This is a genomic window from Actinomadura barringtoniae, assembly GCF_017573505.1.
Lineage (GTDB): Bacteria > Actinomycetota > Actinomycetes > Streptosporangiales > Streptosporangiaceae > Spirillospora > Spirillospora barringtoniae.
Map to the genome: position 1 here is coordinate 71,306 of NZ_JAGEOJ010000027.1, position 21,291 is coordinate 92,596.

The 21,291-nt window shown below is 69.9% G+C and carries 17 protein-coding genes; 8 read left to right on the forward strand and 9 right to left on the reverse strand.

Going from position 1 to position 21,291, the window contains the following annotated elements; genetic code table 11:
- The first annotated feature begins 5 nt into the window (after positions 1–5).
- Positions 6–1,721 carry a serine/threonine-protein kinase gene (locus J4573_RS46270; RefSeq protein ID WP_208262772.1) on the forward strand — a complete coding sequence of 572 codons (1,716 nt, stop codon included), beginning with the start codon at positions 6–8 and terminating at the stop codon, positions 1,719–1,721.
- Positions 1,722–1,741: 20 nt separating this feature from the next.
- Positions 1,742–3,448, forward strand: a complete 1,707-nt coding sequence (locus J4573_RS55765; RefSeq protein WP_208262774.1) for a serine/threonine-protein kinase — start codon at positions 1,742–1,744, stop codon at positions 3,446–3,448.
- A 269-nt stretch (positions 3,449–3,717) separates the two neighbouring features.
- Here J4573_RS55765 and J4573_RS46280 read toward each other — a convergent pair whose 3' ends face one another.
- Positions 3,718–4,992 carry a sensor histidine kinase gene (locus J4573_RS46280; protein WP_307797465.1) on the reverse strand — a complete coding sequence of 425 codons (1,275 nt, stop codon included), beginning with the start codon at positions 4,990–4,992 and terminating at the stop codon, positions 3,718–3,720.
- Between the two features lie 79 nt (positions 4,993–5,071).
- Between J4573_RS46280 and J4573_RS46285 the strand changes: the two genes are divergently transcribed.
- Positions 5,072–5,500 carry a hypothetical protein gene (locus J4573_RS46285; protein ID WP_208262776.1) on the forward strand — a complete coding sequence of 143 codons (429 nt, stop codon included), beginning with the start codon at positions 5,072–5,074 and terminating at the stop codon, positions 5,498–5,500.
- Between the two features lie 34 nt (positions 5,501–5,534).
- Here the strand turns inward: J4573_RS46285 and J4573_RS46290 are convergent, their stop codons facing one another.
- From J4573_RS46290 to J4573_RS46310, 5 genes are all read right to left on the reverse strand, one after another.
- Entirely contained in the window at positions 5,535–6,131 is a 597-nt protein-coding gene (locus J4573_RS46290) for an MmpS family transport accessory protein (RefSeq protein ID WP_208262777.1), read from the reverse strand.
- 72 nt (positions 6,132–6,203) lie between these two features.
- The gene (locus J4573_RS46295) at positions 6,204–7,022 is read right to left on the reverse strand and encodes a J domain-containing protein (protein ID WP_208262778.1); all 819 of its coding nucleotides are present in this window, start codon (positions 7,020–7,022) and stop codon (positions 6,204–6,206) included.
- Positions 7,023–7,123: 101 nt separating this feature from the next.
- A complete protein-coding gene (locus J4573_RS46300) occupies positions 7,124–7,264 on the reverse strand; it encodes a hypothetical protein (RefSeq protein WP_208262780.1) in 141 nt (46 codons plus the stop codon).
- 51 nt (positions 7,265–7,315) lie between these two features.
- Positions 7,316–7,588, reverse strand: coding sequence for a hypothetical protein (locus tag J4573_RS46305; RefSeq protein ID WP_208262781.1), 273 nt, complete (start codon positions 7,586–7,588; stop codon positions 7,316–7,318).
- Positions 7,589–7,839: 251 nt separating this feature from the next.
- Positions 7,840–8,400, reverse strand: a complete 561-nt coding sequence (locus J4573_RS46310; RefSeq protein WP_208262782.1) for a PadR family transcriptional regulator — start codon at positions 8,398–8,400, stop codon at positions 7,840–7,842.
- 87 nt (positions 8,401–8,487) lie between these two features.
- Between J4573_RS46310 and J4573_RS46315 the strand changes: the two genes are divergently transcribed.
- The gene (locus tag J4573_RS46315) at positions 8,488–8,901 is read left to right on the forward strand and encodes a nuclear transport factor 2 family protein (RefSeq protein WP_208262784.1); all 414 of its coding nucleotides are present in this window, start codon (positions 8,488–8,490) and stop codon (positions 8,899–8,901) included.
- A gap of 25 nt (positions 8,902–8,926) precedes the next feature.
- Here the strand turns inward: J4573_RS46315 and J4573_RS46320 are convergent, their stop codons facing one another.
- Entirely contained in the window at positions 8,927–9,271 is a 345-nt protein-coding gene (locus tag J4573_RS46320; protein WP_208262785.1) for an MmcQ/YjbR family DNA-binding protein, read from the reverse strand.
- A 119-nt stretch (positions 9,272–9,390) separates the two neighbouring features.
- Here J4573_RS46320 and J4573_RS46325 point away from each other — a divergent pair, with 119 nt between their 5' ends.
- The 4 genes from J4573_RS46325 to J4573_RS46340 are packed head-to-tail and all read left to right on the forward strand — an operon-like array spanning position 9,391 to position 17,544.
- Positions 9,391–9,741 carry a CU044_2847 family protein gene (locus tag J4573_RS46325; protein ID WP_307797467.1) on the forward strand — a complete coding sequence of 117 codons (351 nt, stop codon included), beginning with the start codon at positions 9,391–9,393 and terminating at the stop codon, positions 9,739–9,741.
- Between the two features lie 7 nt (positions 9,742–9,748).
- On the forward strand, positions 9,749–11,809 hold the full coding sequence (locus tag J4573_RS46330) for a VMAP-C domain-containing protein (protein WP_208262786.1): 2,061 nt from the start codon (positions 9,749–9,751) through the stop codon (positions 11,807–11,809).
- A 1-nt stretch (position 11,810) separates the two neighbouring features.
- Positions 11,811–12,812 carry an AAA family ATPase gene (locus J4573_RS46335; RefSeq protein WP_208262792.1) on the forward strand — a complete coding sequence of 334 codons (1,002 nt, stop codon included), beginning with the start codon at positions 11,811–11,813 and terminating at the stop codon, positions 12,810–12,812.
- Positions 12,802–17,544: an SAV_2336 N-terminal domain-related protein gene (locus tag J4573_RS46340; RefSeq protein ID WP_208262794.1), complete on the forward strand. Its 4,743-nt coding sequence runs from the start codon at positions 12,802–12,804 to the stop codon at positions 17,542–17,544. The genes J4573_RS46335 and J4573_RS46340 overlap by 11 nt, the downstream gene beginning before the upstream one ends.
- 58 nt (positions 17,545–17,602) lie before the next feature.
- Here J4573_RS46340 and J4573_RS46345 read toward each other — a convergent pair whose 3' ends face one another.
- Together J4573_RS46345 and J4573_RS46350 are read right to left on the reverse strand one after the other, a co-directional pair.
- Positions 17,603–18,889 carry a hypothetical protein gene (locus J4573_RS46345; RefSeq protein WP_208262796.1) on the reverse strand — a complete coding sequence of 429 codons (1,287 nt, stop codon included), beginning with the start codon at positions 18,887–18,889 and terminating at the stop codon, positions 17,603–17,605.
- Between the two features lie 305 nt (positions 18,890–19,194).
- Positions 19,195–21,261 carry a M6 family metalloprotease domain-containing protein gene (locus J4573_RS46350; RefSeq protein ID WP_243774683.1) on the reverse strand — a complete coding sequence of 689 codons (2,067 nt, stop codon included), beginning with the start codon at positions 21,259–21,261 and terminating at the stop codon, positions 19,195–19,197.
- Between the last annotated feature and the right edge of the window lie 30 nt (positions 21,262–21,291).

A 21,291-nucleotide genomic window follows, 5' to 3' on the forward strand; every position in this document is an offset into this window, starting at 1 on the left:
GCGTCATGACCTCCGCGACCGGCTGGCAGGTCCCCGGGTACACCGAGCTGCAGGAACTCGGGGCGGGGGCCCAAGGCCGGGTCGTTCTGGCACGCGGGAACGTCACCGGCGAGGTCGTCGCGATCAAGTACCTGGCGGCCGACCTGGTCGGCGACAGCCGCACGCTTGCGCGCTTCCAGAGCGAGGCCGAGATGCTCGCGCGCGTGGTCAACCCCCACGTCACGCAGCTGCGCGAGTACGTGACGCTGCCCGGCGGCGCCGCGATCGTCATGGAAGCGGTGCACGGCCAGTCGCTCCGCAAGCTCCTCGACGACCGGCAACGGCTACAGCCCGAGGCGGCGCTGGCGATCCTCAAGGGATCGCTGCTCGGCATGGCCGCGGCTCACTCGGTCGGCGTCATTCATCGCGACTACAAGCCGGCCAACGTCATGGTCCAGGACCACGGCCAGAGCAAGCTCATCGACTTCGGAGTCGCGGTACTGCGCGGCGATGCCAGCATGATGGGCACCCCCGCGTACATGGCGCCCGAGCAGTGGCAGGGCGGACCGGCTTCACCGGCGACCGACATCTACTCGGCCACCTGCGTGCTCTTCGAGTGCGTGACGGGTGGCAGGCCGTTCAGCGCCGACACGATCGAAGGCTGGACCACGCAGCACACCAGCGCGAACGTTCCGCTGGAAAGGCTCCAAGAACCGCTGCGACCGCTGGTCATCCACGGCATGGCCAAGCACCCGACCCAGCGCTTCTCGAACGCGAACGACTTCGTCCGCGCCCTGGAGGCGGTTGCGGCCTCTGCCTATGGGGCTGACTGGGAACGGCGCGGATGGGCTGCTCTCGGCGGGATGGTGGCACTCTTCGCGGCCGCCTTCCCGCTGACCCTGCTCGGCGGCGGCATCGCTGGAACGGGGACCGCGACGGGCACGGCAGCGGCCACGGCCGCAGGTGCCGTCGGTTCCGCTCCCCCGGCGGCCGCCGGCCACAGCGGCCTGATCGGCAAGGTCGGCGGTAGCAAGGTGATCGTCGGTGCCGGAACGGCCGTCACGGGAGCCGCCATCGCCGCCTATCTCCTGTGGCCCTCGCCCCCGACCGTCGGCGGCAAGGCAAGCGGCTCAGTCCACGCGTACTTCACCCAGCCCGGCGTTCTGCTGGGCCAGCCGAACATGCCCGCCACCGACACCCCGTTCATGAAGATGGGGGTCGAGGTCACACCGGCCAGGGTCAAGCCGGGAACGACCATCAAGGTCGTCACCCGCTTCCAGGCGAAGACCTTCCACGGTGTGAAGTACCTGCCCGGCGGGGTCCAGCAGTGCTTCGGCCAGAACACCAAGAGGCAGGACACCAACAACACTTACGGCTTCCGCCTCGGAGGGCCGGAGTCGAAGCAGGACAACGTCGAAAGGATCTACTTCTTCCGAACACCGAAGTCGGGGACCCCACCCTTGCCGACCAAGCCCACCGGCACGTACGTCGCGGCCCCACGACGGCTGACCTACAACAACCAGCCGTACCTCCCCTCTCAATGCGCGTACTCGAGCACATGGGTCGACGAGCACACCTTCAAGATGCCGGACACCGACGAGCTCAAGCCGGGCTACTACCTCATCGCCCCGTTCAGCGCGGCGATCTTCACCGGTTCCAAGAAGGGCGTCGACCTCAGCCCACAGGAATCGGGTGCCCGCATCGAGGGGCAGTTGCCGCGGATCCGGGTCTTCTGGGACTGACGAAGTCAGGGAGGGCGGCCGTGACGTCTGTTGCCGAGTGGCGGGTTCCGGGGTACACGCATCTGAAGGTGCTCGGGGCCGGGGGGCAGGGGCGCGTTGTGCTGGCTCGGGGGAACCACACCGGTGAGGTTGTGGCGATCAAGTATCTGGCTGCTGAGCTGCTTGGGGATGCGCAGGCGGTGGCTCGGTTTCGGGCCGAGGCGGAGATGCTGGTTCGGGTGCGGCATCCGAATGTGACGCGGCTTCGGGAGTTCGTGGAGCTGGACGGTGGCTCGGCGATCGTGATGGAGGCCGTGCACGGGCAGTCGCTGCGGAAGGTGATGGATTCGCGGGGCGCCTTTGAGCCTGAGGCGGCTTTGGCGGTGCTGAAGGGGTCGCTGCTGGGGATGGCGGCGGCGCATGCGGTGGGGGTTGTTCATCGCGATTACAAGCCGGCCAATGTCATGGTGCGGGACGACGGGCAGAGCAAGCTGATCGACTTCGGGATCGCGGGGTTGGTGGGCGAACGGCGTCGGATGGGGACGCCCGCTTATATGGCGCCCGAGCAGTGGCGTGGCGGGCCGGCCACGGCTGCGACCGATATCTACTCCGCTACTTGCGTCTTCTTCGAGTGCGTTACGGGGAGGCGGCCGTTCGAGGCGGGGACGCTTGCGGAGTGGACGACGCAGCACACGACGGGCGAAATTCCGCTTGAGCGGTTGCAGGATCCTCTGCATGCGTTGGTGATGCAGGGGATGGCTAAGGATCCGGGGCAGCGGTTTTCTGATGCCGCAGGTTTTGTGCGGGCGTTGGAGGTTGTGGCGGCCACGGCTTATGGGGCCGATTGGGAACGGCGTGGGTGGCTCGCTCTTGGGGGCGCTGTTGCCGTCTTCGCCAGTGCTTTTCCGGCGGCGATGCTGGGCGGGTCCGTGGTGGGGCCGACGGCGCAGGGGACTGTGGCGATTGCCAAGACGGCTGCGGGGGTGGGACGGAAGGGGCTGTTCGGCAAGGTCGGTGGGACCAAGGGGGCCGTGGGCGCTGGGGCGGCGGTGACGGGGGTTGCGGTTACCGCTGTGTTGCTATGGCCCTCGGCTGAGGCGACGGTTGGCGGTGTCTCGGACGGAACGTACAGCGCCTACTTCACGCGTCCCGGCGTTGTGCTCGCCAATGCGACGGTGCCTGATGGGGCGACCACGGCCAGTCCCGGCTATCGGCTCGCCTTGAAGCTCTCCCCTGCGCGTGCCAAGCCTGGCACGAGTGTGACGCTAACCGCGCAGTCGCACGCGCGGGCTCCATGGGGGTTGGAGTACCTAGGCCCGAACCACTTCCGGTGCCACGAGCCCAACTCTGAACGGACCGACCCGCTTCATCAGGGCTATGCCGTGGGCTTGGGCGACGCGGGGTCGAAGGAGATCCGCGTCTGGCTCTACCCGGTGGGCAAGAAGGCTGCGGGCATGCCGACGTCCAAGCCCATCAAGCTGAAGAGCACCCGCCACAAGGGAAAGCGCACGCGCAAGTACGACAACGCCGGGTGCTCCTGGACGTTCGACTCCACGGACACCGACACCTTCGTGATTCCGCCGGCGTCCGCTCTGAAGCCGGGCAGGTATCAGGTCTGCACCAACAACCCACCGGGCCTCATTTCGATCAGCACCACAGTGAACGGGCGCCGTACGGAGGTAAGCCCCGCCCATGTGGGAGCCCAGACGGCGGGCACCTTGCCGGTCCTGACCGTTCTGAAGAAGTGACCGCCTGGTGGAGGCGGCCACTTGGCCTCAGTCAGTCTCATCGAAGACCTCTCCAAGCGGAACCTTCGGCGAAATGACTCGCCCCAGGCAAGCACGGTGAGCGAATAGCTCCTGCGCCGGAAAACCGCCCATGGTGGCGACAGTGACCCGGCGCAGGTCGGGAGACGACCCAGGAATGCTTCCGGCGCAGAGGAAGCAGGTGAAGTCCTGGTCAGATGAGTGCTCATTCATCGGGCTCGTACCACCTATCAAGGTGAACGGTTGAACGGCTAGGTGGGGGTGCCTAGGTGGGCTTGGATTTGGGCGCCTCCGGAGGGGGCGGTGGAGAGGGTTAGGGAGCCACCTGAGGTTTCGGTTACTCGGCGGACGATGTCCAGGCCCAGGCCTGAGGAGTTGGCGCCGCTGCGGCCTCGGCGGATGGTGGGGTCGGCGAAGCCGGGGCCGTTGTCGGTGACGGTGAGAACGGCTTCGGGGGTGAGGGTCACGGCGAAGGCGGTGCCTTCGGGGGTGTGGCTGAAGATGTTGGAGATGAGGACGTCGATGGCGTCGCGGAGGTCGGGGGCGGGGACGGCCACGGGGATGGGGCGGCCGGGGATTTCGGTGGTGACGGGGCGGTGCTGGTCTTCGGCGAGGACGGTCCAGAAGTCCATGCGTTCGCTGAGGATGGCGGCGGCGTCGCATTGGGCGGGCTGGTCGGGGGTGCCACGGACGGTCTTGATGGCGTCGGTGACGGTGGATTCGACGGTGTCGACGGAGGCGTTCAGGCGGCTGCGTTCGGAGGGGTCTTCGAGGAGTTCTGTTTCCAGGCGGAGGGCGGTGAGGGGGGTTCGGAGGCGGTGGGAGAGGTCGGCGATGCGCTCGCGTTCGCGGGTGATGAGGGTGGAGATGCGGCGGGCCAGGTAGTTGAGGGCGGCGGCGACCTCCATGAGTTCGACGGAGCCGCCGCCGGCGGCTCGGGCGTCCAGGTCGCCGCGGGCCAGGCGGCCGGAGACCTCGGCCATCTCGCGGATGGGGCGGGTCAGTTCGGTGGCCAGGCGGAACGCGACCAGGACGCCGAGGAGGACCAGGAGTCCTCCTAGGGCGGCGAGGGTGATGAGGGCTCGGGCGACGCCGTCGTACATGGTGTCGTTGCTGATGAAGACGCGGACGACGATGGGGCCTTCGGTGCGGCCCACCACTGAGTAGAGGACCTCGCGGCCGCCGGGGACGTCGGCGGTGAGGCTGTAGCCGCGTTGGGCCAGTTGGACGGCGGGCAGCCGGTCGGCGGGGGCGCCGAGCGTACGGCCGTCGGGCATGAAGACCGAGAAGCGGTACGGCTCGCCGTGCGACAGGCTCTCCAGGGAGAGGGCGAGGACCTCGGGCTCCTCACGGACCAGGACGGGGACGAGGGTCTCGGCCTCGACGGCGGCGCGGGTGACCTCGTCGTCGGCGGCGATCGTGGCGACCATGGCCGCCAGGGGGATGAAGAAGGCGGCGAGGACCAGCAGCGTCGTCGCGCCGACCAGGAGCATCAAGCGGCGCCTGATCGTGGTGTGCCTCTTCACGTGCGTACCCTAACTGAGCTGCGATTTCATCACCCTGCCTTGACCGCCGGGCGACCCGCGGGCTGCCACGCTGGCACGGGTGGGCAGGAGAACGGCGGTGCTGATCGGGCTGGTGCTGGCGGGCGCGGCGCTGACGATCGCGTTCGCCGTTCTGGCGGTACGGATCGTCGCCACGTCCCTGACGGGCAGCGTCGTCGCGCCCGTGTCGCCCAACGCGATCGACGAACGGGTGCGAGCGCATTCGCCGATCAGCGCCGATCCGGAGGCGAGCGTGGCGGGGGCGGGCCCGCTGCGGGTGTTCTCGGTCCGGGGCGGGCGGGTGCTGACGCGATGCGTGGGAACGGATCGGGTCGCGCTCACCGGGTGGAGCCCGGCGCTCGGCTACCACGGGTACCCGGAGCAGGAGGGGCCCGCCGGTGAGGTCGCGGTCGTCTTCATGAACGACGGTCACGTCAGGATTCGGGCCGCTGTTCGGTGCGTGGGCGGTACCGCCCGGCTTCAGCAGTGATGGGTCCGGGTGGCCTGGCCTATTCGTGTGAGTCTTAGTCGGCCAGGCGGTTGTAGGTGCAGGACGCCATGCCGTACGGGCCGGTGGCGGTGTTCTCCTTGACGACCGTGCCGTTCACCGTGATGCGGCAGCTGACGTCGCCGCTGGTCCCGGTGTTCTGCACGTGCAGGGTCACGATGTCGAAGCCGTTCAGCCGCTCGCCGGTCTCGCGCTGCCAGGGCAGGGCCGCGCCCATCTGCTGAGTGGGGTCGATCTTGCCGATGGAGTACGTGAGGTTGGCCTGCTCGGCGCCGCCCGAACCGTTCGCCTCCATCAGCACGGTGGCCTGCTTCTCCTTGGTGGTCTCCTTGCCGACCGTGAACGCGAGCGCTCCCGCGCCGATCGCGGTGAGGACGCCGAGGTAGCCGAGGATGAGACCGGCGATGGCGATGCCGCGGCCGGCCTGGCCGGTCCGCTTGATCTGCGAGAGCGCGACGTGGCCGAGGACGACGGCGGCGAGGCTGCCGAGCCAGCAGAGCCAGAGCAGGCCGAGGACCAGCGAGGCGACCGCCATGCCGTTCGTGCCGCGCGGGCGGGTCGGGCCCGGCGGCTGCGATCCGTAGGGATCGTAGGTGTGGTTCGGAACGGTCACGACCGGCCCCCTTCGCAAACGATCAAGGGGGCTGCTCGTCTTGTTACCCTCTGTGACGCGAACCAAGCACGTTCATCGAGTGCGGGTGACCGCTGCCCACGCGTTGGGCTTCAGCTCGTTCTGCGGAACGAACTCCAGGTGGAGGTGGTCGCCGTCGACGTACGTGACGTCGATGCGGCCGTCGGTGCAGTTGCCGGACGCCGGTTGGTCGGCGCGTTCGTCCAAGGTGAGCCGGTCACTCCCGGTCGTCAGAACGGTGACCTGCCCGCCGCAGTCGGCGTCGGGGTACTCAGTCTCGCCCCACTCCTCGCCCTCGCTCAGATGAAGGCGGATCGCCACGCGGTCGTCCTTCGTCCCGCCGACGAAGTCGACCTCGCCCGTCCAGGTCCCCGCGAACCGCGCCGGAACGGTCGGGCGGCCGGTGCCGGAGCGGCCGTCGGAACCGTCGCCGAGAAGCATTCGGACGCCGACGATCAGGAGCAGGATCGTGCACACCAGGGCCGCGATCAGGCTGCCGGGGCGGCGGCGCCTCGCCCGGTCCGTTCGCGGAACGACCGGGGCCTCGGGCGAATCTCTTGGTGGCGTATGGGGCGGATCGCGCGGGGGCGGGACGACCTCTTCGAGGTCCAGGTCCAGGCCGTCGCGCCGGCGGCGGTACGCGTCGTAGCGGTCGCGGTGGTCGAGCAGGATCTCTCGGGCGAGGTTGATGTACGTGGTGCGGCGGTCGCTCGCGCTGCGTTCGCCGGCGTCCTGGCGCGAGTCGGGGTGCCACGACTTGACCTGCCGCCGGTGGGCGCGCTGAATGTCCTCCGCCGACGCGTCCTCGCCCACGCCGAGCAGCTCATAGGCATCGTGCCCGTCGAGATCCTCGAACCGCGTCCGCCCGTACATCCCGACATCATCCCAACGAAAAAGGCCGTACCGATGAGGAATCGGTACGGCCTAAGGGGGCCGACTCGGCCGGTGTGGCCGGCGCGGTCTGCTCGGCGGGTTCAGGACGTTCGGCGGCGCAGGGTCGCGACCTTGCGGGGGCGTCGTCGGCGGCCCGGGAGTCCTGTGTCTCCCTCGCCCTGCGCGATCAGCTGCTTCAGCGAACGGGGAACGATTTCCTCGGCGTAGTGCGCGTTCATCATGACTCTCCTTGCCTTGGGCGTCGCAGGCGTCGCGAGGGTCGCGGCGGGCGGTCACGCGGCGATCGCGAAGGTGTCAGCGGTCTCGACGGCGTACGCGGCGGTGACCGCGTTGAGCGCCCAGCGCATGCGGGCGGCGTAGGCCTCGGGGTGGTCGCCGGCCTCCTGAGCGACCGCGGCGATGCAGGTGCCGCAGTCCATGCCGCACGCCGCGAGACGGTCGTCGATGGCGGCGCGGACCTGGGCGGAGGACGGGGAAACGGAGGCCTGGAGCGGGGTGGTGAAGAGGATCTGGGCCAGTTCGGAGGTGCTCATCGTGGTCGACATCGCGGGCCTTCTTCCTTGGATCGGCTCTACCCTGAGCCTATCAGAACGGAATGCTTTGTTCCACTGTCTGAGCCGTCGAGTTTCCGCCGGAATCTCGGTGGTTGCTCTCACGTATGTAGACCGGCACCCCGCCGCGAACTCATCGCCGCATCGCCCCGAATTCCAAGATTTTTCCGAGGCGGCGACGAAGCGGCGGCGAGGGGGCGGCGAAGCGGCGAGAAGGCGGCGGCGAGTAGGCGGCCGCCCCCACGTCAGCCCAGGTCGACGTCCTGATCGACGCGGTCGGGATGCTCGGCCAGGTCCTCCCAGAAGTCCACGTACGCCTGCTCGTGCAGGATCCCGAGCCGCAGCAGCCGCGCCCGCGGCACGAGCCGCGCCTTGTCGGACGGATCGAGCGCGGCGTGCAAAGAACGGTAGGTCTCGAGCCAGTGCCGATGCCGTTCCGCCCGCTCCCGGGCGAGCGCGACCACGGCGCCCCCCTCCCCCAGGTCCGCGAAGAAGAGCTTGAGCTGGGCCGGATCGCGCGTCTCGGGGTCGGCCGCGTGCGGGTCGGTGAGCCAGCGTTCCAGCTCCGCGCGGCCGTCGTCGGTCAGGTGGAAGACGCGGCGATGCCGTCCGCCCGCCTCCGCCTCCTCGCGCAGCAGCCCCATCTCCGCCAGCCGCGCCGGCACGCGGTACAGCTGCGCGTGCGGGATCGGCCAGAAGTAGTCGACGGACTCCTCGACCTTGCCCTTCAGCTCGTACGGCGTCATCGGGCCGTGCCGTGCGATCAGGCCGAGCACCACGTACCCCGGCGGGTTCAGATCCCCCATGACATCCCTCCCATTGACACCGTCTCATTGAGACCATAGCCTCAATCTCATCGAGACCGTATCAATGATACTATTTGAGGAGACGGCATGCACGAGGTCGGTGTGCGAGTGTTCGATGACTGGACCGCGCTGTGGAACCGCGACCTGACCCTGGCCGAGAAGATCATGGCGCCCGAGATCCGGCTCCGGTACGCCCAGCCGGGCTCGGACGCCTTCGACACCATCCGGCACCCGAAACAGCTCGCCGAGAGGATCGACCAGTTCCACGAGACGCGCCCCAACCTGCGCTACAAGGCCGAGGGTGAAGCGGTCGTGAACCTCACCATGAGCGACGGCGGGCCGACCGGCCTGGTCACCAGGCCCTACCTCGCCCGCCACGACTACGACGGCAAGCCGCACGCCATCAGCGGCATCGACATGCTCCGCCTGGAGAACGGCCTCATCGTCGAAGTCTGGTCGGTCTCCGGCGGTCTCGCGGGCCGCGCCTTCTACAACGACTGACCCGGCAACGCCCCACCGCCGCCGCCTACAGGGTTTCGAAGTAGGCGGCGGCCACGCGTTTGGGGACGACCATTCGCCAGGCCTCAAGGACGAGTTCGCGCATCTCCTCCTCGTCCAGCGCGGCGGTACGGGCCTCGACCCAGTTGAAACGCTGGTCGGACACGCTCGGCATCTCGAACTTGGCGGGCTCGGACTCGATGAGCGCGGCCCGTTCCTCCTTCGGGAAGGCGAAGCCCATCATGGTCTCGTCCCGCGAGAACGCGACGTAGACGATCTGACCGACCCGGAACTTCACCCGGTCGTGAATGAGGTGCTCAGTGCTGCGCGGCAGCGGTCCCGCCACCCGCCGGACATCGTCGACCGTGACCATGAGCGATTATCCCCATCCTCTCGGCGCACGCTGGTCGATCTTGTTAGATTGCGAGACAAAAGAGCGCGACAATGGGCCTGACAAAAAGACAAGGGCGACGGACGGGGATGGGGAACGCGGTGACCGAACTCGTGCGCTGGGAGTCCGAACACGGGCCCGTGGTCGTCGAGATGGACGACACCGACGCGGGCTTTGAAATGGTGTCCCGCGTCGACGACGTCATGAACGAGTCCAGGAAACGGCTCGAGGACGCGATGGAGGGCGTGCGCGGCATGGCCGAGTCCGCGCTCGACGCGCTGCGGGACGTCTCGGTCACCCCCGACACGATCGAGCTGGAGTTCGGACTGAAGCTGAACGTCGCGGCCGGGGCGGTGATCGCCAGGACCGCCCTCGAAGGCCAGGTCAAGGTGCGGGTCGTCTGGTCGGGTGCGGCGGTCGAGGCGGCCCCGGGCGACGACGACGAGGAGTGACCTCGCCGTGCCGAACCTGATGTGGCGCGCCAGGGTCCGCGGCCCTTCCGGTGAAGACGCCACCGGCGGCGCCGGCGGCGGAGGCGGCCCGGGCGGCGGCGGCGCAGGCGGCCTGGGCGGCGGAGGCGGCCTAGGCGGCGCAGGCGGCCCGGGCGGCGGTGCCACGGGCGCGGGGTTTCTCGTACGGCATGGCACGGTGCTGACCTGCGCACACGTCGTTCAGGGGCTGGACGAGGTGCTGGTCGACTTCCCCGAACTCCCCGCCGAGCGCGGTACGGGTCTGACGGCTCGGGTGGAACGTCCCACCGACTGGCGAGCGCAGGGCGACGACGGCGACGTGGCGGTGCTGGTGCTCGACGAGCCGCCCGCCATGTATCCCGCGCGCTTCATCGCACCGGCCGAGCTCGCCCGCCCGGTGCCGTCCGCGCCCGACAACCCGATGGGGCTGCACACGTTCGCGACCTACGGGTTCCCGAACCGCCGCGAGGCGTTCGGGCGGCACGCGAGCGTCCGCTGCGGGCCGCACATGTCGCTGCGCGACGAGTGGTGGCAGCTCGAGACGGTCTCCACCGAGCCGATCACCAAGGGGTACAGCGGCGCGGCGGTGTACGACCCGGGCACCGGTGAGATCGCCGGGATGGTCACCGAGGCCGACCGTACGACCGGCACCGCCAAGATGCTGCCGGTCACCTCGTTGCGCCGCCACGTCGAGGACCTGAACGACCTGCTGCCGCTGGGCTGGCTCACCGCCAAGGCGCGCCAGGACCTGCGGCTGCTGCTCACCGGCATGCGGTTCACCGCGCCGCTGGAGGCGGAGGTCGCCGAGATCACCGGCCGGCACGGGGCCGCCTCGTTCCGGTCGGCGTGGCACTCGGCCTGGTACATCGCCGAGGGCTGGTCGCCCGAACGCCTCGGCCATTATCTGAACGCGCTGCAGCGCTACATGCCCGAGCACACCGCGCGCCGGTTGGAAGCCTGGACGCGCCAGTACGTGGGCACCGCGTCCCTCGCCTCGTTCGCGCCGTACGCCCCCGCCCCAGCACCCGGCCCCACGCCCAGCCCGGCGCCCGGCCCCGCGCCCAGCCCGGCGCCCGGCCCCGCGCCCGCGCCGCCTCACGTTCCGGCGCCGCCGCCGCTGCCTCCGTACGACCCGTACGACTCGTCCTCGACCGCGCCCGATCTGCCCCTGCCGCCCGAACACTGGCCAACGCCACCGGCCCCAACACCAGCGCCGGCGCCGCCTGCGCCCATGCCGGTGCCTGCCCCGGGGCCTGCGCCGCTGGGGCGGCTTGGGCCCGCTTCGGTGATCGTACGGCTGGAACGGCTCACCCACGGCGATCTCGATCTGACCGTGCACACCTGGATCGACGGCGCCGAGGGTCCGGCACAGCCGACCGTACGGGTGACCAAGGACAAGGTGCGCGCGGCCGTGGAGGAGGCGGTGGCCGAGGCGAGCCGCGCGGTCGTCGGCCGCGACTGGATGATCGAGTTCGCGGTCCCCGAGGGCTGGCTGCACACGCCGTTCGAAGAGTGGTACATCGACCGCGCCAACCGCATCCCGATGAGCATGTATCCGGTCGTGGTGCGGGACGTGGAACGCCTGCGCCCGCATTCGATCCGGCGTGACCTCGCCCATCGCCGCTGGCGGCTGCTGCTGGAACGCGGCCGCAGCGAGCCGCAGCCGATCGAGTGCGACCGGCCGCCCGCGAGCAGGGCGTTCCAGGACTGGCTGACCGCGCACGGCGACCACTGCGTGCTGGTGTACGGGACGCGCCCCGCCAAAGGCTGGCTGACCGCCGCGCTCAACACCGGCGTCCCCATCATGCTGTGGCCGCGTTCACGCTGCACCGGACCGCCGCACGACACCTGCCCCGGCCATCTCCTCCGGACGGCGCTCACCGAGGCCGTTCAGGAACGCGATCCGCAGGAGCTGCCCGCGCTGGCGTTGAAGCTGCGCGGCGAGGCGCTGGCCGCGCCGCGGGAGGAACCGCACTGCGGCCGCGATCTCACGCTCCTGTGGGACGATCCGTCCCGGCTGCCCGACCCCCCGCTCGCCATGGAGGTATGACGTGCCCGACTGGCTGCTCTACACAGGGAGCCGCGTCCCGCACGACGGCATCGACCGGCTGCCAGAGCCTCCTCCCTGGCGCGCGTTCAGCGGCGGACCGGCGGTGGCGCCTCCCCCGGCCGACGCGGGCAACCCGCACCGGGCGACCACCTACCGGCCCTCCGACGACGCCGTTCAGCAGGTGAACGCGGCGCTCTACCTGCGCCGCCCGCTGCTGGTGACCGGCCCGCCCGGCACCGGGAAGTCGACGCTGGCGTACGCGGTCGCGCACGAGCTCGGGCTCGGCCGCGTGCTGCACTGGCCCATCACCAGCCGTACGGCGCTGCGCGACGGCCTCTACCAGTACGACCCGCTGACCCGCCTCTACGACGCCAACCGCGACGGCCGCGCCGTCTCCGCCAGCCGCGCCATCCCCGCCGGGGACGACGAGGACATCGGCCGCTACCTGCGGCTCGGGCCGCTCGGTACCGCGATGCTGCCGTACAACCGGCCGCGGGTGCTGCTCATCGACGAGATCGACAAGAGCGACATCGACCTGCCCAACGACCTGCTCACCATCTTCGAGGAGGGCGAGTACGAGGTCGCCGAGCTGGTCCGCCGCGCCGACCGGGAGCCGCAGGCCGCGGTGATGACCGCCGACGGTGAACGGGTGCCGATCGAACGCGGGGCCGTCCGCTGCCGCGCGTTCCCGTTCGTGGTCATGACCAGCAACGGCGAACGCGAGTTCCCGCCCGCGTTCCTCCGCCGCTGCGTCACCGTGCGGCTCCGCCAGCCCGCCACCGAGGAGGAGCTGGCTGCGATCGTCCGCCAGCACCTGGGCGACCTGGCAGACGAGAGCGACGACGTGATCCGCCGGTTCTTCGAGCGTTCCGGCTCCGGCGCGCTCGCCACCGACCAGCTGCTGAACGCCGTCTACATGATCCGGCACGCCGACGCCGCCGACCGGCAGGAGCTGGCCGACCGCATCATGCCCTACCTCAGCGGCGTCGCCGATGACGATTGACCGCCTCCGCGAGATCCTGACCGCGACCGGCCCGCCCGAAGGCACCGGCACCGCAGCCGCACCGGTCGACGCCCTCCAGCTCAGCGAAATGCTGTGGCTCGCCTGCCAGATCACTCCCGAGGAACCGCCCGAAGAGGCGGACCACGACGCTCCGGGGGATCTGGAGGACCCGGACGAGGGCGACGAGCCGCCGCAGCCCACGGCCGACCCCGAACCGCAGGCCCGGCCGCCGTCGCCACGGCCGCCACGCATCCCCGTTCATCCGGAAGCGCTGGACGACGCGTCCGGGCCCACGCCCGTCGCGATCTCGATCATGGTGCCGACCGCGCCGATGCTGTCCGACCCGCGCGCCCTCCAGCGCGCGCTGCGTCCCCTCAAGCGGCGCGTGCCCTCGCGGTCGTTGCAGCGGCTGGACGAGGAGGCCACCGCCGCGCGCATCGCCGACACCGGCCTGTGGATCCCCCGGCTCGTCCCCGAACCCGAACGCTGGCTGGGCCTCGACCTCGTCGTCGACACCGGCCCGTCGATGACGATGTGGCGGCCGCTCGCCGACGAGATGACCGAGGCGCTGCTGCGCCAGGGCGCCTTCACCGACGTACGCGTGACCTACCTCCATCCGTCGGGCGCCGTGAGCGCCGCGCCCGACGCCGCCCCGCGCAGTCCCGCGACGCTCATCGATCCGACCGGTCGGCGGGCCGTTCTGGTCCTCAGCGACTGCTCAGGACCGCACTGGTGGACCGGCCGCGCGGGCCGTTCCGTACGACGCTGGGCGTCCGCGAGCCCGACGGCGATCCTCCAGCCGCTCCCCGAACGCCTCTGGCGCCGCACCGCCGCCCCCGCCTTCCCCGGAACGGCACGACTCCCCCGGCCCGCCGCGCCCAACACCGAACTGCGCTTCGACCCGTACGACGGCACCGCCGACTGGGGCATCCCGGTACCGGTGCTGGAGATCGAGCCCGGCTGGCTCGCCGGCTGGGCGGACCTGGTCGCCGGAGCGGGCCCACGCCCGGCCGCCGTCACCATGCTCTCCGCCGGGACCCGTTCCGCTCCCGTAAGGCGCGAACACGAACTGCCCGTGGACGAACGCGTACGCCGCTTCCTGGCCGCCGCCTCGCCCGGGGCCTGCGAGCTGGCGGCGCACATCGCCGTCTCCGTACCGTCCCTGCCGGTCATGCGGCTGATCCAGCAGCGCGTCCTCGGCGGCGCAGGTCCGAGCCCGCTCGCCGAGGTGCTGCTCAGCGGCCTGCTCCGCCCGGTCGGCGGTACGGCCGGAGACCGCTACGAGTTCGTGCCCGGGGCCCGCCAAGCCCTCCTGGACACCCTGCCGCGCCCCGAGGGCCTGCACACCCTCCACACCCTTGAGCTGGTCTCCGCCGAGATCGAACGCCGCGCCACGTTCGGCGGCGAACGCTTCCCCGGCGTGATCCCCTTGGCCGTGGGCTCCCGCACGGCCGCCCGCGCCGCCACGCTCGGCTGGGGCCCGTTCGCCCTCGTCAACCCCGAGGCCCGCCGCCTCCTCCTACCGCCGGCCCCGGCCCCGGCTCCTCCAATAACGCCCGCACTTGAAGCCGCAGGCCAGTGGGCATCAGGCGGTCCGCAAGCGCAGGGCCCAGCTCAACCCCTGCCACCCCAGCCCCAGACGCCCGCACCCCTTCCGTACCAACCTGGGCCGTATCAACAAGCCCAACAGGGGCCGACCGCGAAGCCGCGGCCGCGGACCTACGACGAGGCGGCTCCGTCCTCCGGTCCGGGTTTCTTCCAGCGCCTGGGCCGAGGCATCGGCCGATTCTTCGGGACCGGCCGCACCGAGCAGCGACCACCACCGCAGGGCGAGCAATCCGCTCCGTCCGCGCGGCGCATCATGGTGGCCAGCGTCGACGGATATGTCGGCAGGTCGACGCTCACCGCGCTCCTCGCAGACGCCCTCTCAGGGGGCGACCACGGACGCGTCCTCGCCGTCGATGCCTCAAGCTCCGCTCCCCTCACCCGACGGCTCGGCCTCACGGCGAAGGCGGCCCTGCCGGACCTTCGCCTCAATAAGCCCCGCAGCTTTGAAGAGGCTGAGCGGTTCGTGACCCGCATCGGCACGGGTCCGGGTCATTGGGCGCTCCCCAGCTACCCCGGCGCAGCCCGGCTCGGCACGGTCTGGACGGCCGTCGACGCGCTCAGCGAGGTCTTCGGGGTCGCGATCGCCGACTGCGACTCCGCGCTCTTCGACGACCCGCGCGTCGGTCCCCTCGCAGAGGCCGAGGCTCTCGTGCTGGTCGGACAGTACGCCTCCGGGAGCGCGCTCGGGCTGGTCAACCATCTTGAGCTGCTCGAAGCCGCGGGGGTGTCCATCCGTACGGTCGTCGTCCTCGTCGGCGCACCCGGCCGCACCGAAGCCGAGTTCGACGAGGCCCGCCGTTCGCTCGCCACCTTCGACGTGGCCGTCGAGCACCTCCCGTTCGATGAGCACCTGGCCGCGAACGGCACGCCCGCCACACGCTTCCTCAGCAGAACCACTCGCCGGTCGGTCGAGAGGATCGCGCGCGCCGCTCTCGACGAACCGTCGTTCGCCGATGCGGAATTCGAGGCGCCGGAAGAACTCCCGGAGGCGCCAGACCTCTTGCGGCTGCTCGGTAATCCGGGGGCCGCCGAGATCCGCGCCGGCTGGCGGCGTCCCGCCGGTGAATGGCCGCCGGTGCCGATCGGGTCGGACGAACACGGCGGACCGATGACGCTCGACCTTCTGGGCGGCCTTCGTGGCGCCCACGGCATGGTCATCGGAACGCGTAACTCGGGGCGCAGGGAACTGCTCGGCACGATCGTCGCCGCACTGGCGCTCCGCTACTCGCCGCAGGCCGTCACGTTCGTCCTCGCCGACCCGGGAGGCGGTGCCGCGTTCAGGGACGTGGCCACGCTGCCCCACGTCGCGGCCGCACTGACGGTCCTTGAGAGCGAGCCTTCCCTCACCCGCCCCCTGGCGGACGCGCTCCGCGCGGAGATGGACCGCAGGCAACGGTTCCTGACGGCCACCGGGAGGAGTTCATGGCATACCTACCAAACGCAGGGAGCCCCCGAATCGCGCGGCCCGATGCCCGCCCTCTTCGTTGTGATCGACGAGGTCACCGACCTGCTCAGGCAGAGACCCGAGTTCGCGGAGACGATCGCCGCGCTCGCCACCGGGGGTGACCGGCTCGGCGTCCACCTCATACTCGGGGCATCCGCCGCGCGGTCGGCCAACTTGGAGTCATTGACCGGCCGGCTCACGTGGTCGATCACGCTCAGCGACTCTGGGAACGGCACCGGTGTCCTGCGAGCGGGATCCCCGACGACCGAGCGGTTCAGGATGGCGGTGACGCCGCCCCGGAGCATCACACGCCTCGTTCAGCCCCTGAGCACGGAGTTCCCTCCCGCCGCCCGGCTGCGCATCGATCCGGAATCGACCGACGAGCTCGACGCCGAGATCGACGAGGCCCTGGCGAACGTGGACGGCTGGCTCAGGCTTCAGGCGGTGAAGCGGAAGCTCCGTGAGAACCTCGTGGCAGAGCTGAACGGGCGGCAGGCGACCGGCCGGACGCGCCATCGCCACCTCGCCTTCACCGGCCCGTCCATGGTCGGCAAGAGCCCGGCGGCAGGCGAGTACGCGACCGCCCTCGTCCGATTCGGCCTGCTGGAAGAGCCTCAGTTCGTCGAAAGCACCTGGCGGGAGTGGACCTCCCCTCAGTTCATCGAGGAGGGACGGGGCCGCGTCCACTACATCAAGGTCGCCGTAGCCGACGAGGCCGAGGCCGACTGGGCCGGCTCGGCGCGCGCCGCCGAGCTCGCCTCGCTGATGGAACGCCATCGCGAGGACGTGATGGTGATCCTCGCGGGGCCTCCCGAGGCGATCGTCAGGCTTCTCGCCCGCTTCCCCGAGCTCGCTGCGGCGGTGGACGACACGGTCGCGTTCGTGCCCGAGACCGCCCGCGAAACGGCGCGGTTCACCGGCATGCTGGCGCGCGGCCGGGGCCTCTCGATCTCCAGGACGACCATGGTCTACCTCGAACAACTGCTGGCGCGGAAGGGCTCAGAGGCCCACGGCGAGCGCGCGGCGGGTGCGCTGCTGGACCGCGCGGCGGGGCGGCTGGAGGAACGGCGGCAGTCGGCGAACCCGCCCCCGGCCGACCATCGGCAGACGCTCGTGGCGGCCGACTTCGATGACCCGCAGGCCGAGAGGGAGCGGGCGCTCGCCCGGCTGGACGAGATACCCGACCTGGCGGAGGTGAAGCGCGAGCTCTCCGCGCTCGTCGCCCGCATCCACGCCAGGCGGCACGAGGGAGCCGCCGACGACGCCCCCAACCTGGTCTTCTTGGGCGGTCCCGGCACGGGCAAGTCGTTCGCCGCTCGGGCCGTCGGGGAGCTGTTCAACGATCTCGGATTGCTGGAGAGCGGCCACCTCGTCCAGGTGAGCCGTTCCGATCTCGTCGGCGACTACACGGCGCTCACGGAGGGGAAGACCAAGACGGCCGTCCGCAGGGCCGTCGACGGCGTGCTCTACGTCAGCTCGATCGACAGCCTGGCGAGCGACGAGCAGGGGCTACGGGCGCTGTCCGCCCTGACCGAGGAGATGGAGAATCTGCGAGGGCGGCTCGTCGTCATCGCGGCCGGCGACCGGATGTCGATGCTGCCGTTCCTGACCACGAACTCCTCGTTCGCCGCCCGCTTCGATACGTGGGTCTACTTTCCGGACCCGAGTCCTCGGACCTGAAGCACGAAGAGCCGGTACGGATGGTCCCGTACCGGCCCTTCAGAGCTACGTCACTGCGTCAGCAGTTGGCGCCCACTCCGTAGAGAGCGCGCTTGTAGCGGTGTTCGGCGACCGTGTAGAGCCTGTTCTGCGTTCGGTAGCAGGACAGGTCCTCGGGGCCGATGCCGAGCGCGGGCTTGCTGGTCACCTTCCAGCCGGAGCCGACGACCCAGCGGGCGTTGTAGAGCTGTCCGCAGAGCGCGCCGCTCTTCGGGCAGGCCTTGGGGTAGCCCTTGCCGATCTCGTTGGTCCGGATGTTGTGGGTGAACCACCCGTAGTCGACGCCGCCCCTGGTGGAGGTGGCGCCGCCCTGGACCCGGCCGACCGGGAGGGTGGAGACCGCGAGCGCGTGAGCGTAGCCCTTGGCGTCGGTACGCGGCTGGCCGTTCACCAGCTGCCAGGTCGCCATGCGGCCGGTGGGCTTGTTGTCGGGGCAGTACTCGCCGGTGACCAGGGAGTCCCAGCCACTGCGGTCCACCGAGACCCAGGAGAACTTGGGCGACCCGGAGGTGTAGCACTTGGAGGCCGAGGGCGCCTGGCCCTTGGCGTTCTTCCAGAGCCCGACCTGCGGCATCACGTAGCGGTACCCGTGGCCGTAGTAGGTCTTGCCGTGCAGGCCGACCAACTTCTTGTTCTTGGTCGTGCCGTGCTTGCTGGCGCCCAGGTCGAAGATCTTGCGCATGTCGAAGACGCGCATGCCGACCCGGGTCTCGGCCACGTAGAGGTAGTTGCCGTACCAGGCGATGCCGCCGACGTGGCTGCGGATGTCGTTGTAGTTCGGCTTACCCGTCTTGGTCTTGGTCGGGTAAGCGAGGAGCACGTGGCGGTACTTCTTGTTCTTCAGGTCGACGAACGTCAGCCTGGCGCCGGACTTGGCCCACCACGAGACGCCCATGACGTAGCGGGAGTTGCCCCACTTCTCGTTGTTCATGGCGTCCGAGACGCTCGTGACGCCCTGCGGCGTCCAGGTCCCGGTGTTGTCGTCGGTCTTGGTCCAGCAGTACTTGACCGCCTTGGTGGGGACCCGGGCACCGCTGCAGTGGGTGCCGAGCTTGTTGTTGGCGGCCTTGAGCAGCTTTTGCACACCGCTCTTGTTCAGGCTCTTGTCGAGGCCTTTGATGATGCCGCTGTTGCTGGCGCCGCGCTTGAGGACGAAGTCGCCCTTGTTGGGCGCGGCGGCAGCGGTGGCCGCGACATTGTCGGCCTTATGTGAGCCGCCGTCAGGGGCGGCGTAGACATAGGCGGGAATACCGGCAGCCACGGCCACGAGGGGTGCGGCGATGGCGAGGGAGCGCCGGACGTTCACTTGATCACCTCCAGGGGAGGGTGGAACGTAACATTCGCGCCCTTTACCTGGAAAGATGACGATCAGTGGCGATATGAACGCACTCTGATAGATGTGCAGGTCGTCGCTTCACGATCACGAGGAGTTGAACTGCGCCCGAATGCAGGGCAAATGAGAGATATCTAACGATCGATGCCCAACGGTCCTGCGACACCGTTCATCCGTTCGCACGGGAAAGGGACCAATGTCGAAGGCCGGCCCCAGAGTCGGGACCGGCCTTCGAAACGGAGCTACGGACTCCTTAGATCAGCCGCGGATTCGTGAGATCAGCGGATGCGGCAGTTGCCGGTGTCGGTCTTGGTCGGGTCACTCTCCGACGTGGCCTTCAGCACCAGCTTGGCCTTGGTGTCGGCGCCCGGCGCGGCCTTGGCCCACACCTCGGCGGTGGTGGCCGAGCCCGCCGGGGCGGTCGCCAGGGCGTTCGGCACCCAGGTCGTCCAGCCCTTGCCGGTCGCGGACGCGCTCAGCCGGAACACGTCCGAACCGTAGACGCCGGTGCCGCCCTTGCCGGAGTTGCGCAGCGGCACGGTGCACTTCACCCAGCCGGCGCCGGCGGGACGGGTCTCGCCGTTGTCGACCTTCACGTTGCGGCGCTGCGAGCCCGCGCCGTCCAGCGAACGGATGGCGACGGTGTACGACAGGACGCCCTTGCTGTCGCGCTTGAGGTTCAGCACGTAGAAGTGCAGCCGGTTGGCCTCGTCGACGTACTCGTACTCGCTGCCGGAGTCGGTGCCCGCATGGAACGTGGCGTCCGACAGCTGCCGGTAGTCACCGATCGTCATCTTGCGCTTCTCGCCGTTCGGCAGCACGAAGTCGACCTTGTCGATGTCCTGCGGGTTGGCGTCCTTCACCCAGATGAACGGGGCGTTGTCCGCGTTCTTGGTCTTGGACAGCAGCACGCCCTGGTCGGGGGTGAAGGAGTCGAAGCCCATCCGGTCGACGACCTCGACGGTGTAGTTGTCGTACTTGCCGCCGTCGCAGTACGGGTCCTTGCTCGTGTCGCACGCGGGGCTCTTGTCGCCGCCCGTGCCGAGCTTGAGGTTGATGCCGGCGATGTCGTTCTTGCCCGGCACGACCTCGCGCGCGGTCACCTTCGCCACGACCGTGCCGTCGGCGGCGAGCGTGTCACGGTTCAGCTGCAGCACCCGCGCCGGGTCGACGATGCCGAGCTTCATCCGGTCGCGGAGCATCTGCTCGGCGCCCATCGACGCACCGCCCTGCGCCGGGATGTTCCAGCGGCTGTGCGGGCCGCCCGGCCCGTTGAAGCTGCCGCGGCTGAGCATGTCCCACGGGCCCGAGTAGTCGCGGCGCGGCGGAACGCTGTAGGGGTTGTTGTAGTTGTCGCCGATCCCCAGGATGTGGCTGAACTCGTGGGCGAAGACCGCCTGTCCCGAGCTCTCCGCCTGCGTCGAGCTGCCGTTGGCCGCGTTCGGCCAGTGGTTGGAGCCCGCCTGCCATGACGTCCAGTCGACGTAGCGGGTCTTCACCCAGTTGGGCAGGGTCGGGTCGCCCGAGCCCCACTCGGCCGGCACGTCCTCCTTGTTGGCCCACTTCATCTGGCCGAACTCCTGCCAGGTGGACGACTCGTCCTGCCCGGCCGTGAGGAAGAAGACGAAGTCGAACTGCTTGGCCGTGTCCTCGCCGACGTCGGCGATCCAGGCCGCGCGCCCGTCCCCGCGGATGTCGCGGTTGCAGGTGTCGCCGGTCGGGCAGCCGGTGCCGCCCTGGAACGCGTCGATGCCGTACTCGTGGTCCTTGGCCGGCATCCGGTACGCGCCGAACGCGGTGAGGTCCACGCCGTACCGGCCGCCGGACGTCTCCATCCAGTACTCGTGCAGCGTGTGGCCGTGGTTCAGGTCCTGCGGCTTGTTGAGGAAGTCCTGGTAGAACTTGGCGACCTGGTTCTGCGGAACGTCGGACACACCGACCGGGTTGCCGTAGATCGTCGAGTTCTTCGGCTGTGTGACGACGAACGGCTGGTTCGGGTAGTCGACCAGCACCACCGCGCCCTTGAAGTTCCTGATCGAGCCCTTTTTGGAGGGGTCGGCCCACGAGGTGCCCGGGATGCCCTTGTAGTCGTCCCAGGTCATGGTGTCGGGCAGCTCGTAGTTCTGCGGGTCGATCGGCTTCGGCGCGCCCGCCGCGAACGTCCTGGCCTGCGGCTGGCTCTGCTGCCAGGGCTGGGTCTGCGGCCAGTGCCGCATCTGCCAGGGGTTCGGGGTGGGCTTCGGGATGGGGGGTTTGGCCTGTGCCGCGGCCGGCCCGGCCGCCAGGCCGACCGACAGCGTCAGTGCCGCCAGTGCGGGGACCAAGAGAGTCTTTTTGCCGAACATGTCTCCCCTGTCTCAGTCGATGACCGAGAC

What these genes read in the sequence shown, in the direction of transcription:
- J4573_RS46270 (WP_208262772.1), top strand. Translation starts at nt 6, where the DNA reads ATGACCTCCGCGACCGGCTGGCAGGTCCCCGGGTACACCGAGCTGCAG.
- J4573_RS46295 (WP_208262778.1), bottom strand. Translation starts at nt 7,022, where the DNA reads ATGTACGGGCGGACGCGGTTCGAGGATCTCGACGGGCACGATGCCTAT.
- J4573_RS46300 (WP_208262780.1), bottom strand. Translation starts at nt 7,264, where the DNA reads ATGATGAACGCGCACTACGCCGAGGAAATCGTTCCCCGTTCGCTGAAG.
- J4573_RS46305 (WP_208262781.1), bottom strand. Translation starts at nt 7,588, where the DNA reads ATGTCGACCACGATGAGCACCTCCGAACTGGCCCAGATCCTCTTCACC.
- J4573_RS46310 (WP_208262782.1), bottom strand. Translation starts at nt 8,400, where the DNA reads ATGGGGGATCTGAACCCGCCGGGGTACGTGGTGCTCGGCCTGATCGCA.
- J4573_RS46315 (WP_208262784.1), top strand. Translation starts at nt 8,488, where the DNA reads ATGCACGAGGTCGGTGTGCGAGTGTTCGATGACTGGACCGCGCTGTGG.
- J4573_RS46320 (WP_208262785.1), bottom strand. Translation starts at nt 9,271, where the DNA reads ATGGTCACGGTCGACGATGTCCGGCGGGTGGCGGGACCGCTGCCGCGC.
- J4573_RS46340 (WP_208262794.1), top strand. Translation starts at nt 12,802, where the DNA reads ATGACGATTGACCGCCTCCGCGAGATCCTGACCGCGACCGGCCCGCCC.
- J4573_RS46350 (WP_243774683.1), bottom strand. Translation starts at nt 21,261, where the DNA reads ATGTTCGGCAAAAAGACTCTCTTGGTCCCCGCACTGGCGGCACTGACG.